General features: G+C 47.7%; 10 protein-coding genes, 2 tRNA genes and 1 rRNA gene. 8 read left to right on the top strand and 5 right to left on the bottom strand.

Annotated features, from left to right (window positions below; translation table 11 throughout):
* Positions 1-60 (bottom strand): 16S ribosomal RNA (locus tag K8S15_06855); the annotation flags it as partial.
* Positions 61-1,081: 1,021 nt separating this feature from the next.
* Here K8S15_06855 and K8S15_06850 point away from each other — a divergent pair.
* The gene (locus K8S15_06850) at positions 1,082-3,772 is read left to right on the top strand and encodes a hypothetical protein (GenBank protein MCD4775756.1); all 2,691 of its coding nucleotides are present in this window, start codon (positions 1,082-1,084) and stop codon (positions 3,770-3,772) included.
* A 7-nt stretch (positions 3,773-3,779) separates the two neighbouring features.
* On the top strand, positions 3,780-4,268 hold the full coding sequence (locus K8S15_06845; GenBank protein ID MCD4775755.1) for a hypothetical protein: 489 nt from the start codon (positions 3,780-3,782) through the stop codon (positions 4,266-4,268).
* A 7-nt stretch (positions 4,269-4,275) separates the two neighbouring features.
* Here K8S15_06845 and K8S15_06840 read toward each other — a convergent pair whose 3' ends face one another.
* Together K8S15_06840 and K8S15_06835 are read right to left on the bottom strand one after the other, a co-directional pair.
* Complete coding sequence (locus K8S15_06840) at positions 4,276-4,542, bottom strand: hypothetical protein (GenBank protein MCD4775754.1); 267 nt, start codon at positions 4,540-4,542, stop codon at positions 4,276-4,278.
* Positions 4,529-5,998: a phosphatase PAP2 family protein gene (locus tag K8S15_06835; protein MCD4775753.1), complete on the bottom strand. Its 1,470-nt coding sequence runs from the start codon at positions 5,996-5,998 to the stop codon at positions 4,529-4,531. Before K8S15_06835 ends, K8S15_06840 begins: the two co-directional genes overlap by 14 nt.
* Positions 5,999-6,317: 319 nt before the next feature.
* On the opposite strand from K8S15_06835, the gene K8S15_06830 reads away from it, so the two are divergent.
* The 4 genes from K8S15_06830 to K8S15_06815 all read left to right on the top strand — a co-directional run bounded on the left by K8S15_06830 (position 6,318) and on the right by K8S15_06815 (position 11,620).
* Positions 6,318-7,862: a glycosyltransferase family 39 protein gene (locus K8S15_06830; protein ID MCD4775752.1), complete on the top strand. Its 1,545-nt coding sequence runs from the start codon at positions 6,318-6,320 to the stop codon at positions 7,860-7,862.
* Positions 7,859-9,265 (top strand): B12-binding domain-containing radical SAM protein, encoded by a 1,407-nt coding sequence (locus tag K8S15_06825; protein MCD4775751.1) that lies wholly within the window; start codon positions 7,859-7,861, stop codon positions 9,263-9,265. Before K8S15_06830 ends, K8S15_06825 begins: the two co-directional genes overlap by 4 nt.
* Positions 9,262-9,960, top strand: coding sequence for a glycosyltransferase family 2 protein (locus K8S15_06820; protein ID MCD4775750.1), 699 nt, complete (start codon positions 9,262-9,264; stop codon positions 9,958-9,960). Before K8S15_06825 ends, K8S15_06820 begins: the two co-directional genes overlap by 4 nt.
* 121 nt (positions 9,961-10,081) lie before the next feature.
* A complete protein-coding gene (locus K8S15_06815; protein ID MCD4775749.1) occupies positions 10,082-11,620 on the top strand; it encodes a radical SAM protein in 1,539 nt (512 codons plus the stop codon).
* A 50-nt stretch (positions 11,621-11,670) separates the two neighbouring features.
* Here K8S15_06815 and K8S15_06810 read toward each other — a convergent pair whose 3' ends face one another.
* Both K8S15_06810 and K8S15_06805 read right to left on the bottom strand, forming a co-directional pair.
* Positions 11,671-12,672 carry a TIGR00341 family protein gene (locus K8S15_06810; GenBank protein ID MCD4775748.1) on the bottom strand — a complete coding sequence of 334 codons (1,002 nt, stop codon included), beginning with the start codon at positions 12,670-12,672 and terminating at the stop codon, positions 11,671-11,673.
* Between the two features lie 20 nt (positions 12,673-12,692).
* Complete coding sequence (locus K8S15_06805) at positions 12,693-14,021, bottom strand: PhoH family protein (protein ID MCD4775747.1); 1,329 nt, start codon at positions 14,019-14,021, stop codon at positions 12,693-12,695.
* Positions 14,022-14,186: 165 nt separating this feature from the next.
* Here K8S15_06805 and K8S15_06800 point away from each other — a divergent pair.
* Positions 14,187-14,262, top strand: a tRNA-Lys gene (locus K8S15_06800).
* Positions 14,263-14,313: 51 nt separating this feature from the next.
* Positions 14,314-14,388 (top strand) — tRNA-Glu (locus tag K8S15_06795).

Below are 14,388 nucleotides of genomic sequence, written 5' to 3'. Positions count from 1 at the left end.
TTGCATGCCTTATCCACGCCGCCAGCGTTCGTCCTGAGCCAGGATCAAACTCTCCATATATATTTATATTAGGATTATTTTCCTGTATCTAATTTGCTATCGTTTTATTACGGTCCTAATCTGCTATAGCATACAGATTTGCCCTGTTACGGGCTTGGCATCAATCCGGTAAGGATTGACCCCAGGAACCAACACAGACCATGCTTATGCGATTCTCGTCTTCTCACAAATTTAAAAGATCAAGCGCTTTTCAGCGCGAACTTATAACCTAGGACATAGAAATTTGTTTGTCAACTCAGTAAAACCAATCTCATTTCACAAAAGGCTCACTCAGAGTCAACTCACAAATTAAGTAATATCCCAAGTGGAACCCGTATATGTGAATAACCTTTTGCAATGTCAAGGGACATATATAAGTTGTTGTTAATGATGTATTTGTACAAATATCAGCCCCTCATCACTTCCTCCAGTATTAACACTGAAGTTTCGTTGTAGTTCCTGGCAATTTGCGCAGTTTGATTCCACATGCAATTTCACTAAGAATGGATAAATGAAGTTAATCAAGCGAGTATCTTACCCTAACAGTTAAATTGTCACACAAACTGATTAATCGATAACAGTAAGTCTGCATGCTGATGTGCCGCCGGCCGCGTTCATCAGGCAAAAATATAACCCTGGCGGAAGGTCGGTAAGCTTGAAGGAATGAGTTATCCCATACGGTAACCGGTCCCTGTTCTCCGGGACCCCCTGACCAATCTGTCTGATTTGCGGTATCCGCGTAAACTGAAGTCGTCAGAAATACAGAAACAAGTATTACGAATAAGCGACTTTTCATATGAATCCTCTCGTAGATGGTTTTAGTAAAACTGACATAGTCAGAGGATAATGTCCAGAGATTACTTCTTAACACGCATCGCTACACCTTCATTTCGCATTTTGCGGGGGATGATATCTTCGGGGCTTTCAGCACTGAGCGGTAAAGTGATATATTTTCGGTTGTTGCACTGAACTGATGGTTCTGAACCGGAAGCTGCCTTTTAAATACTGAAATGTTGGCCGGCTGTTCACAGACAGGAGAGGTGTGCTGGAATTTACAGAAATGTTGCTTCGAATTTCTCTGTCCGGAGGTGCTGTTGACAGTGTAATCAGCACTACCCCCGATGATTCAAACAACCAGGTACCTAATATAGAAGGGACTGATGCGTCAGGGCTTTTCAGTTCCTGGCCGTTGTCAGGCGAATTCAGGATGGTTCAATTCACTCCGAATTCAAGAAAACTGTCAGCAGCTGCAAGAAGAGATTCTGAATCATCAGTTCTTGTTTACTATTTCGATTCCGATTTGAATGAACTCTTCAATCCCTCAATACCTACTATCAGACTTATTCCTGACAGGCATCTTCCGATTGTTTCCCCTGGTTTCGTATGCCTGCTCGGGTATACACCATGGGAGCTTTCGCAGAGTGAACTCATATCCTCCCTTCCGGGTGATGCCTCAGAGTCCGGGGGACAGGTTACTTTACTGGATAAGAGAGGCAGTGGACACAGACTTATTTTCTCCCGCACACCTAACACATCTGGAGGAACTGACTATACGTTCATAAGTCAGCCTGAGGAACTGCTTTTCCCGGTCAAGGAACTTGAGCGGCTTGCGGATATGAACATCCAGGGAGCGGAAGACCTGCTTGCTTTTCTTATAGATGTACTGAAGCTTGAAGCAGCGGTTCTTATGACCCGATCAACGATGGGCTACATCCCGGTATGCACGATCAATGTGGAGATCGATACTGAGCATTTCGAAACAAGCAGTATTTTTGACCCGGAGAATCTTCATTTCCCAATTTGGGTAGATCTTGAGGAGAACAACTCCCCTCTGGGGCTGAAGGGACAGTGCCTTGTTTATCCCTCAGGACAACTGGTTCTTGTAGCTCCATGGCGAGGTGACGCAGATACGCTTCAGCAGAGAGCAGATTCTGTAATGCCGGCAGTTTCAATGAAATACGAACAGTTCCGATCAACGCATGGAGAACACAGACTGCAGAATCTCCTCTACGAGCTGGATCTGCTTCTTGCGGGACAACCAAATCAAGATTCATTACAGATAGCGCTTGAAACAGCTGCTACCGGGTTTTCGGCAACTGTTATTGCGATTTTCGGACCAGAAGAGTCAGCCAGTCCCATCGTATCAAGCAGTACAGACAATGAAATACGGGAGTTGCTTGTATCAGACAGACCTTTTGAGGAGTGTTTTAACGACACTCACATCTCTATCCTCAGCAACGGTTTCATACTTCTTGCGGCATGGAATGATGAGAGAGATGTTCCGTACAGGGCAATCGATTCCTTCGGAAAAACACTCAGAAGATACGATCTGAACAAACTGATTATAAACGAGACTGACTTCCCGGATTTCTCCCAGTTGCAGGCTGCCTTCATGAAGGATACTAAAGTGCTGTGGCAGGGCAAATCACTTGGCATCTCAAACTGCTACCAATTCTATGGCAATTCAAGGCAATGCATCGACTGTCCTATCAATCACCTCTCAGCTTCCGGGAGGAAAAGCGCCAGGCTTGAAAACCATCAGGGCTATATCGAAGAGATCTATCCGTCAGGCGGCGGTTTCCTTATAACCTGGACCAGATTGCCTTCAGAAGTTGAATTCAGCTCAACAGAAAGAGAAGCGTTCCCGGGAGGAGAGGCTGAATATTCACCCAAAGGTGAGATAACATCCCTGAATGGTTGGTTTCAGGAAGCAACTGGCGCGGGTTCGGAACAGGTAATCGGACAAAATGCGGCTAGAATATTAAACAGAATTGGCTCTCCCGCTGTCCTCTCTCAATACAGGGCAGCACTTGCGGGGATTTTCATACCCGAACCGGTGGAATTCATCTGGAAGGGTACGAAGTGCTTCAGCAGAATGAGAATACTGAGATCGGGAGAAAACATTCTTCATACCGTTCTGGACTCCAACAGAGCGGGAATATCTGATACAACCACCCTGGGTCCAGGTTCTTTGTCTTCATCATCCGAGCCCGGTTCGCTCGCTGAATATCTTTCCATCGCCTGCAGACGGGAGGGGTGGGAGTTCGATATATCCGGTACCACATCAGAGGAAGGCGCACCCGTGTGGTTCTCAAGACTGGCAACAACGGATCTCCTGTCAAGCCTTCTGCATATGCTTACCCCTATGTGCCCCGACAGATGGGCTGGACTTGAAACAGGCTGGCTTGACAATACTCCGGAAACGGGATCCTTTTCCTTCCTTCCCGGTCAATATCATGTTATTCAGTTCAGGCTTCAGGGCATCGGAGCAGCCGAGAGATCAGCAATCCTCAGGAAGCTCAGTACCCTGTTCAAAGGCTTTGGTGGCTGGCTTGCCGGATCTCCCGATAAGGATGTTCTACAGGTTGGTCTGCCTGCAGCCAGGAAGCACTACAGAGAAATTGACGCGATAATATACTCACCCCTGAGTTCCTTCATGGAACTTTGCAGGGAGGCTATTTCCACAATCAATTCCAGGAAATTCCATTTAGTGGAATCAGCGAAAGATATGGCCTTGATGCAACAGACAGCAGGTTCCGTTATATGCAGGCTGGACCAGAGCAATATCCATTACGCTACAGCCCTTGCGGCACGAATCCCGAACCAGCCAATACTTGCGGCATCAGGCCTGTCAAGCGGTATTCCATCCATCACCGCAAAAGTCAGGCATCTTCAGCTACCGGTTGATAGCAAAACACTGTTTTTAGCTATCAGGAAAATAGTAAGAGGTTGAATTCGCTATGACATTCCTGCTTATTTGCTCGATTCTTCTGAACGTTTCGACACCTGAGGATTTCCTGATGGAACTGTGTGATAACAGCACCGGAATGGAAGGTGCGGAATTCTGGGCATCCCACGCATCATCGGAGGTTCAACCAACGCTTGGCGACCCGGATTCCCTGGTTCAGCTTCTTTATGGGATGCTGGAACTCTCTGTGAACACCGGGGAAAGAACAGCTTTTCAGGACAGAGGTAGTACATTTAAAATCGAATTCGGCGAATCAAGATGGACCTGGCTTGATTCAGAAGGCAATTTACACCGGAAAGACGGGCTCTCCATTGTCGTATGCTCTCAGGGTAATTACACGTGGTCGGAAATACCAGTTCTTACCTCAGGATCAATCAGTATCAGTAAAAATGAAAAGATCATCTCAGGTATCATGATAACTTTCCTGATACTTATATTCGCTTTAATCTTGTTGATATGGGCAAAAAGGAAGTACCTCTGAAAGACCTTTACTTGAACCGTTCCCACTCCGATGAAAAATCCATGATTTGGACAGGCAGTTCATGAATGGAAAGTTCCATTGTTACAGCATCCTCTATGAAATCTTCCATTTCCCTCTGAAGAAGTATCAGCTGAGACATGAAAACCTGATATTTATCCAGACTTTCGCTTTCGGCTGTGGGAAACTCCGAACCTGATTCAATTTCTTCCTGAAGATCTTTAAGGAGCGATGAAAAAGCCATTATCATTTCAGTCGCCTGATTAAAATCTGTCATTATTCTCTTCCTGTCGCAATTTTGGGGAAGCGGGATAATCATGAATAAATCCTGATTCGTCAACACTCGTATGCTCGATATCCATTCCCTGAATAAATTTCAAAGCCTCTTTAAGGGCTGTTTCAATCTGAGGTTTACTCCAGCCATTGTATTGCCAGACAGGATGACCAGCTCCATCCAGTATCAATGCAAGCCCTTCCGCGCCTTCAGCCAGCCTCTCCCCTGTTTCCGGAGGAGATATCCTGTCTCTCGAACCGTTAATATAAACAAATCTGGTCTTATGCGGTTGTTCAATGTATTCTGAAGGCTCAAACACCCTCAGTCCGTATCTAACACTCACCGGCAGAAATAGTTTCAGGAGGACTGTTCTCAGTTTGCCCATTCTGTATGCCGATGCTTCGAAGAAATTCCTGAAAACACCGTGGGCAATAACTCCCGCAACGCTCTCGCTGAGAAGGCCGGAAACTTTCAGAGCAATGTCTCCACCCATTGAGGAACCGTAAATAACAGTTCTTCGTCTGGTAAAACCCATATTATCCCTTGTATGGATAAGAACTCCAGCCAGATCGTACGCTTCGGAAGGCCCCCCTGATGCAACTGGCACCGGGTGGTCATCGTGTCCCCTCAAGGGCACCAGAAACACCGAAAAACCCAGTTTTTCGAATATCTCTCCTGGATTCACCATTGATCCAATGCTACCGTTCAGTCCGTGAACGATAACAGCAAGATCTTCTCCACCCCTGAGGAAGTAACCCTTCATCTGATATCCATCAAGAGATTCGACATTAACCGGTTGCCATGGCGTTGAGGGAATGGGATAAGTTACTGGCTGGCGGAACCTGAATCTGTTTGCAAAACCGATCAATCCCGGTCTGGAAGCCATCTTTCTGAACACCAGCCATACTCCCAGAGCTGCGAACATTCCAATACCCCATCCGGTCAGTACATCAATCGGGTAATGTACTCCAAGATAGACTCTGCTGAAGCCCACTAGAAAGGTTACTAAAATAGCAAATGGAGCGAGGGGCGGATAGGCAACAGCTGTAATAGTCGCCAGGGATGCGGAATTCGCCGAATGAGCTGAGGGAAATGATCTATTGCCGTGGACATCCCCCCTGTAATGCACTTCTGAGGAAACAGATTCATCAAAACATGGTCTGGCTCTATTCACACCGTGTTTTATATGATAGCAAATCTGATCCGAACATGCTGTAGCAATTATCAGACAGAGCAGTACTACTCTTGGATTTCTTCTCGCGAAAGCTCTTTTCCATCTGTTCCCGGTGGGAGGATGGGGCCTGGTCCGTCCCCAGCACAGAAGCATAAGAATGTATCCAGCCAGGAGTGGAATCCAGTTATCAACGTTTGTAATAAAGCGCATGACTGCTGTAAGAAAACCGGAGTCAATACCGTTCACAGAAAGAAACAATGACCTGTCCCATGCCGGCCAGAGCATTTATATCACCCCTTAAATCCCACTTTAACAAATTACTTTCGGGCGGCAGTTATGAACATATCCAAGCAGGCTTCGCAGGAAAAGGACAGAGACCACTTTCATAAGAATAATCCGGTAGATATTGATTATGCAGGAAAACAGAATATAGTATATGAATATTTACACAGAAGGTTGGAGCTTACTGCACGGGCAGCTACGGGGGGAAGATGAGAAAAACCATACACTTACATGACCCGATACCTGCGAAAGCATTGTTGCGGGTGCTGTATCGAATTCTCATGCGATTTTCCTTATTTTTTTCACCAGAAGCAGTCACAGCTTGAAGCCGAGGGTATTTCCGAACAGGTTACTGGAGTCTGTTCGTCGCGTTGATACTATTTTCGTAGTGACAATTTGCCTTTTACTTTCGGGTTTGCTTCTTGCCGTATGGTTCGGGCAGGTTCCTGTATTCGGAGACGCTCTCGGTTACAGCTATACTTCAGCTCACTGGATTGCCTGTAATGATCTGCAGCCTGTCCCGGCTGGAGAGGGCAGGGGTGAACAGGCAATGGGCCATCCTGCTTTCTTTTTCTGGCTCTGGGCAGTTCTCATGAAACTGCTGGGCAACACTCTTCTTACTGCAAAATTGCTTCCGGCAGTTGGCGCGGGTCTTGCTCTTGCTGGAACGTGGAAATTTGCAGAGAACATCTCGCGAGACAGAATTGCAGGGCCATTGGCAGCACTTGGCCTTCTAGCCAGTCCCCTCTTCCTGGCGCAAGCTTTCAGGGCTATGCCCGACAGCGCCCATCTGGCTGCCGTTGCATGGTCTCTCTATTTCTTCTCCAGGGGGGACAGATTTAAAGCAGCTCTGCTGTGTGTTGTTGCCACTGTCTTCCGGGAGCAGGGAATATTCCTGGGAGCGAGCTACATCCTGGCAGACCTGATCAAACAACGGAGATTCAGGATGAAGAGCATCCTGCTCTACTCGTCTCCACTTCTGGTTATCATCGTGACTGGTCTTCTGAACCTGAAAATGAATGGTTTCTTCTTTTTCCCAACATACATGGGTGAAGCGTCTCCGATACTTGAGGAAGGCTGGCTGATCAATAGAACGAGACTCTTTGCCGGGCATTTCCTGGGGGAAGACTTCCATTGGATCCCGGTTGCAGCCTGCCTTGCAATCATCTTCTCAGAGAAAAATCACCGGTGGGGATTCATGGCTATCCTTGTGCTGCTTCTGCCCAGCATCCTCTATCCCCCAACAAGAATCGCGTATTTAGGTGTTATCACGGTTCTGTATGGCTGGTCATTGCTCAAGCGCAGACATCTTCCCTCAACTGTAACCGTTGCCGGGTTATCCTTCGTTGGCATGCTTGTTGCTTTTCATGTGCTGATCGTAGTAAAATCGCCGGATCCCGCACTGAACCTCTTCAGGTACGTCTTCGGTGCATACGTGCCGTTCATGGCCCTTCTGGCCGCAAGAATCTCCGATGCAGGACGTCGTACAGCTGTACCTGTATGGCTACTGTTCTGCACATTGACACTCTCTTCAGCGGGTACTGTACATTACGTTTGGCAACCGGATACTTCCCCGATGGGTCTGGTGGAAGTTGTGAAATTCAGAGAAGCGATATCCCTCTCGAATAATCCTATAGCGCCGGGCCCCTATATACTGTCAGATCCAGCTATGGGATATGTTAAGGAATCCGTCACATTCAACCCGGATATTCCAGGAAACATCGTTGTTTCCACCTGTGAAGCCAATCCTGAAGCGGTAAACCGGCTTATTCCCCAGGGATACAGGCTAACTGGTGACTCAGCGTTCGTCTGGCGTGATCAGGGCCTGACGGTTTTATCTCTTGGAATCGAACCAGTACCAAAATGAAATTCCTGCTGCTCTATCCACCAAGGCCCGAATCTACGAATACCGTCCCTCCTGTGGGATTCCTGAGTATAGGAGCCGTACTGGAAGGTCTCGGACACGAAATAAACCTGATCGACGCTGCTCTCACAGGACTCAGAGGTAAGGCTCTGATTCAGCAGATACGAGACTATTCACCACATATGGTTCTTGTGTCTGCTTTCTCCAGTGACGTGGAAGTGCTATCCGCTGAGCTTCCTCTTCTAAAGAAAGCCCTTGGTGATGTTCCCTTGCTGCTCGGAGGTCCTCACGCTTCCTGCAGAGGTATTAAGGCTCTTGACGACCTTCCTCAGGTGGACACCATCTTCCTGGGAGAGGCCGAGGAATCCATCGTCGAATACCTGGCGGACCCTTCCGCAAGAATACCTGGAATAATCAATCGTACCGACCCCTGGGATACTTCTCCACGTCATATTGAAGATCTGTCCACGCTTCCCGTCCCGGCCTGGCACCTGGCCCCGCCCGTGAACTACAGCGGTCTTCCCAACGGGGTTCTGCTCCGAAATATGCCTTTTGCTCCCATCATCACTACAAGAGGCTGCCCATACAGGTGTACATTCTGCGCAGGTTTCCGTATAACAGGACGACGTATTCGACACAGACCTCTGGCAATGGTTTGGAATGAGATTGATCTTCTTGTAAACCATTTCGGCGTGAAGGAGATTCATATCGAGGACGATAACTTCACATTCGACGTGGACTACGCTGCCGGTTTCTGCGAGGAGGCAATTCGGCGTAAATATCCGGTACATTTCTCAACTCCCAACGGCGTAAGGCTTGATTCGCTTAACGAGCACCTGCTGAAACTCATGAAAAAAGCCGGGTGGTATGTGATCCACTGCGGGATTGAATCGGGGAGTGACAGAATTCTCCGATCCGTGAAGAAGAATATTTCTATCGCCGAAATCAGGGAAAAGATATCCCTGATAAAGCGAGTCGGGCTGAGCACCGCAGGATACTTCATCCTTGGGCTGCCAGGTGAAACGGAGGATGATATAAAAAAGACCATCAGTTTCTCACTGTCCAGCGGCCTTTCGTGGGCGCACTTCGCGGCTTTTCTCCCGATACCAGGATCGGAAGCGGGAGACGAGTGGTTCAGAGATCATCCGGATTCTGAAGGTATATGGAAATTGTTCCACAATACAAGCTGTCCGGCTCCGCCTGACGGGGTATCGAGGGAAACCATGCTCAAACTTCAGAGAAAGGCTTTTCTCCGGTTCTATCTCAGATTTGGTCCAATGGGTCGTCTACTGAAACAGACACTGAAACCTGTAACAATGAAATACTATCTACGTCGATTTGGGGCTTACCTTCACACAGGCAGTTCAGGATCACGTATAAAAAGCGGAACAGGATCTCTCACATGATCTCAGGAAAATCTATCACCCTTGTCATTCCCGCTCATAATGAAGAGATAGGGCTTCTACACGTACTCGAGCAAGTTCCAGGCGAAGTGGACCGGATAATTGTGGTGGATAACTGCTCAACTGACGGCACAGCCGGGATTGCCGCCTCTTTCGGATGCAGGGTCGTCAAGCAGCCATTGAAGGGATACGGCCATGCCTACCAGGCCGGATTCAAGGCGGTAGAAACAGATCTTATTGCCACCACCGACGCAGATGGAACCTATCCCGTGGATCGTATACCCTCCATGGTTAAGATACTCCTTGAAGAACAACTGGATTTTATTAGCGGCCGCCGTAAGCCAGACGATCACGCAAGGAATCTTAACAACGTCATGCGCTTCACTGGCAATTTTGTGCTGTCTGCCGCTACCATGCTCCTCTACATGCACTTCATTAAAGACAGTCAGTCCGGAATGTGGGTGTTTCACAGAGAAATCCTTGACCGGATTAAACTCACCAGCGGCGGAATGCCCTTCTCAGAAGAACTGAAGATAGAAGTCTGGTCTGAAAAGGACATTCGATGCAGGGAGGTGGATATACCCTTCAGCTACTCTGAAAGGATGGGCGACGCAAAGCTTAGACTATGGCGGGACGGATTCAGAAACCTGCTCTTCCTGTTCGCGAAACGCATCGGAATACCCATGACCAAGGCGTAGTAGAGGATAGTATCCACCTGTTTTCTACAACTTCCGTTCAAACTGCAGCGACATATTCCGGCATACTTCGCGAAAAGGACAGAGTGGCTTTCGTGAATGGGAATGTGTTAGCTTTCAGAGTATGAAATACCTTGTAACAACACCGCCGGTTATTACGCCTTCAGAACCGCCAGCGGGCGCCTTCCTGCTTGCGGCAGGGCTCTCCGCAAGGGGGATCGATACAGGATTTCTGGATCTATCCCTTGAGTATTTCAGGTACATCTTCTCCATGACCCCGCAGGGCCGCGGATATCCTGCTGTGGAACCTGCCCTGGATTATCTTCAGAATAATCCTGTTTACTCACCTCAGCAGCACCGTACCGCATCCGGCATTCTTAACTCATCCCTGAAACATTTCTCCAGTAAATTTCCAGGATGGAGGATCACTCTGATGGACCTAATTCCACCGGAGGCCATACACAGACCTACAGAAATAATGAGGATCTGCCAGGAAGGGAATACACCGTTCTCAGGATTCTGGGAGGAGCACCTTCTTCCAGCACTCAAACAATACGATCCTGAAACTGTCCTCGTATCGCTTTCCTACCTATCGCAGCTGGCTGCCGGTATAGATCTGGTTCTATTTCTGAGGAAAGCCGGATACAGAGTCATTGTAGGTGGTTCGCTGCTGAACAGCCTCAGCAGAACCGGAAAAGGTTTCGAACTGGTTCGCAGTGTCCTACCGGAATCATGTCTGAGTGATGGTTCCATCTTCCCGGGATTCAACTCCGGAAGCGGTCCTTACCTCAGCAGCCTGTCATGGCCTGATATCATCGGAGACTGGGGTTACATTTCCGGAAGGCCAGTAATTCCTTACGCCCTCTCCACAGGCTGTTATTGGAACAAATGCCTGTTCTGTCCCGATTCAAGCACGAAACTTGAAGTTCACGGAGATGATTCCTTTGAAAGATTTTTTTTGACAATACCATCTTCCATTATGGAGAAGAATCCAGTTATTCACTTCCTTGACTCAGCCATACCCCGCAAACCCCTTATGGATATACTCTCACTTCTGAGGGATTCCGGTCTTGACTGGTACACCTTTGCCAGACCTGAAAGCTGGATATCTCCCATGGCGGACAGGCTTTCAGAATCCGGCTGTCTCATGCTTCAACTGGGGGCTGAAAGCGGCAGCCTATCCCTTCTTAACCGTTTTGAAAAGGGAATCGATCCGGATACTTCGCTGGAAGTTATAAAAAAATGCGCCACTGCTGGAATACGCACCTACGTATACATGCTTCTGGGCCTTCCCGGTGAAACTGATCAGGATGTAGAAGCAACGGTTCAATTCCTTGAGGAAGCGGACAACTCAATCGATTTCATCAATTTCTCCGTCTTCAATCTTCCTGAGAAATGCGAGTTGACGGACAGGGCTTCCGAATTTGGAATCGAGCTTCTTGATTACAATTCCCCTGATGACGCAATCAGGCTTTACAGGTCCTTTCTTTTCAAGGGAAAAAACCCCAGGGTCAAGGCCAGGCGGGCTGTATCCGAATACTTCGGTGAGATTTCCTCGGTTGCAGAAGCTATCAGGAGAACTCCGAAGTGGTTCCGAACTTCGCATTTCCCTCTTATTGAAACACCAGGCAGAAAATCCGGAATTAGTTCCAATGCAACATAGGATCCGGTAATCCTGAGGTAGATCGGATTTCCCTTTTAGTTAAAACCGTTTTAAGCATTTGAAACGATAAGCACTGTCAGGGCAGCAAGAAGAGCGAGCCAAACCACCACAACCAGAGTTGCCAGTATCCTTGCTTTTTTTACATCGTCCTTTGAACCGGGTCGTATTCCCACTGCAAGGAAAGTAAGTACTCCCGCAAGGTTAATGGAAATGAGATTCACAGAAAGTAACTGGAGAGCTCCCAGAGCGCCTCTGTAGTTGCCAAGGGCTGTAAGCATGCCTGTAACAACAAGCGGAGGCATAAGGGCGGCAGCGACCATTACGCCTATCAGCGTCGCCGGCGCACCCGTACTCAAAGCAAGGGCTCCGGCCGCGCCAGCTGCCAGTGCAATAACAATATCAGTTGAGCTTATAAAAGTTCTTGATACTATTTCGGGCACATTTGGATCGATTTGAAAAAATATTCCCACAATTACAGCGAATGCAAAGGCTGTACCGATCCGCAGCGTATTCTCCCTCAGAGATCGCAGGCTGAATTGAAAATCCCCAAGCGTAACAGCAAGAGCAAGACCAACGTTCGGCCCCAGAAGCGGAGCGATTACCATGGCCCCGATTATCACAGCGATATTACCCTGGGCAAGACCCACGGCACATACAACGGCAGATAGAATGGTCATGATTATATTGGGCCAGGAAGTGCGCATCATTTCCTGCACATCATCGTACAACTCTTCCCTGCTTACCCTGTGTATTTTTCTATGAAGAATTCTACCCGGCTTTCTACTTTCATCCTGGGTCTCTTCGGGCGCCGGTATGGATGCTGCAACAGGTAAAGATACAATTCTTAACTCATCACCCGAATCGGCAAGAGCCGATCTGAGTTTGTCTGTAATCTCCTCGCTCCGTTCCGCCTCAGCAAGAATATGAAGCTGCGCCTTGTCGTCCGAGAGTTTTTCCCACCATATGGAAATGGTATCAAGGCTGCTGACAGACGATCTGGCCAGTTCGAGCCGGTCAGCTGGCGTGAAGACCTCAATAAGACGTATAGCCATTTCAGCCTGAACCTTTCGTATCAGAGAAGATTACTGGCGAGTTCGGCAAGTTCGCTCCTTTCCCCTTTAATGAGATTTATATGAGCAGTGATTTTTTCATCCTTCAGACGGTCTACAAGGTACGTGAGCCCGTTTGACTGACTGTCCAGATATGGAGTATCTATCTGGTAAATGTCACCGGTAAAAACTATTTTCGCGCCTTCGCCTGCCCTTGTAATTATTGTTTTGACTTCGTGTGGTGTAAGGTTCTGGGCTTCATCAACAATGAAATAAATACCGTCCAGGCTCCTTCCTCTGATATACGCCAGAGGAGCTATGAATAGTTTCTCCTGTTCGATCATATCCTGGAGGCTCGTATACTCTTTACTGTCAGATGAAAAACGGTTCCTGATAACGGCCAGATTATCCCAGAGAGGCTGCATATATGGGTCCAGTTTGCTCTGAACATCCCCTGGAAGAAAACCCAGATCCCTGTTTCCCAGCGGTACTACCGGTCTTGCAAGATATATCTGCCTGTATTCCTGCCGCTGATCAAGGGCTGCGGCAAGGGCTAAAAGGGTTTTCCCTGTACCTGCTTTCCCGGTAATGGTTACAAGTCTTACAGCAGGATTAAGCAATGTATGCAGGGCAAAGGTCTGTTCCGCGTTTCGCGGCTGTATTCCGTACGCCCTTGTTTTGATTATTCTTTCAAATTCATCGCTTTCAGGATTGTACCAGGTAAGGGAACTGTTGCTGCCGTTCCTGAGGATAAAGAATTGGTTGGGAATCGGTTTAATATCAGCGTCGATCTCATCCCTGGGAACAGAGTAAGGCTGTTGATAAAATCTTGAGATAATATCCTTATCAACATTCTCAAGCATTCCTGTACCAGTGTACAATTCATCCACGTTCTCAACTTTTCCGGTTTCGTAATCCTCCGCCTGGATTCCCAGGGATTTGGCTTTCATCCTGAGGTTGATATCCTTGCTTATCAGTATAACGTCCCTGTCAGGATTAGCACTTCTCAACTGATCAGCAAGAGCAAGAATCCTGTGGTCCGGCTTGTTAAGAGAGAAGAACGCATTTTCAACCGATGATCTTTCGGAAGATTCGGCTATTCTAACAAAGAGGTTCCCCCTTCCGGGGCCCAGGGGTAAGCCGTCGCTGAAGAGCTTTTCCCCGGAAAGCTTATCCAGTTTGCGGATGAACTCCCTTGCCTGGAAGTTAATGAGATCGTTTCCCTTTTTGAACTCATCCAATTCCTCGAGGACAGTAATCGGAATTACTACATCATGCTCCTGAAAATTATCTATACAGTTATGATCGTAGAGAATCACATTGGTATCGATTACAAACAGGTGTGGCGTCATGATAGAATTTTTCAAATTGTGAATCCAATCTGTTCAGGTTGATTACAATCTCAGATGTTTCTAATTCTATACGAATTTCCGAATATAATGACCAGTGATATTCCTGCTCTTGCATTTTCACATAGAATTCTGCATTTTACCGGCTGCCCGAAAACCCATATTTGTGAGCCGCTAGCTCAGTTGGTAGAGCATCTGACTTTTAATCAGAGGGTCGGGGGTTCGATTCCCCCGCGGCTCACCAGTGGGTATTGACGAAACAGTATTATGATACAATATGTTGGTAACTTTCGGCGACCCCATCGTCTAGCGGTTAGGACACTGGCCTTTCACGCCGGCAACACGGGTTCGATCCCCGTTGGGGTCGCCA

The sequence above is a fragment of the Candidatus Aegiribacteria sp. genome (assembly GCA_021108005.1).
Lineage (GTDB): Bacteria > Fermentibacterota > Fermentibacteria > Fermentibacterales > JCC-6 > Aegiribacteria.
The sequence above is the reverse complement of the archived record's forward strand: the minus strand, read 5'-3'. Positions and strand labels throughout refer to the sequence as shown.

Excerpts from the sequence above, each read along its gene's own strand:
- K8S15_06845 (MCD4775755.1), top strand. The coding sequence starts at position 3,780 with ATGACATTCCTGCTTATTTGCTCGATTCTTCTGAACGTTTCGACACCT.
- K8S15_06840 (MCD4775754.1), bottom strand. The coding sequence starts at position 4,542 with ATGACAGATTTTAATCAGGCGACTGAAATGATAATGGCTTTTTCATCG.
- K8S15_06835 (MCD4775753.1), bottom strand. The coding sequence starts at position 5,998 with ATGCTCTGGCCGGCATGGGACAGGTCATTGTTTCTTTCTGTGAACGGT.
- K8S15_06825 (MCD4775751.1), top strand. The coding sequence starts at position 7,859 with ATGAAATTCCTGCTGCTCTATCCACCAAGGCCCGAATCTACGAATACC.
- K8S15_06820 (MCD4775750.1), top strand. The coding sequence starts at position 9,262 with ATGATCTCAGGAAAATCTATCACCCTTGTCATTCCCGCTCATAATGAA.
- K8S15_06815 (MCD4775749.1), top strand. The coding sequence starts at position 10,082 with ATGAAATACCTTGTAACAACACCGCCGGTTATTACGCCTTCAGAACCG.
- K8S15_06810 (MCD4775748.1), bottom strand. The coding sequence starts at position 12,672 with ATGGCTATACGTCTTATTGAGGTCTTCACGCCAGCTGACCGGCTCGAA.
- K8S15_06805 (MCD4775747.1), bottom strand. The coding sequence starts at position 14,021 with ATGACGCCACACCTGTTTGTAATCGATACCAATGTGATTCTCTACGAT.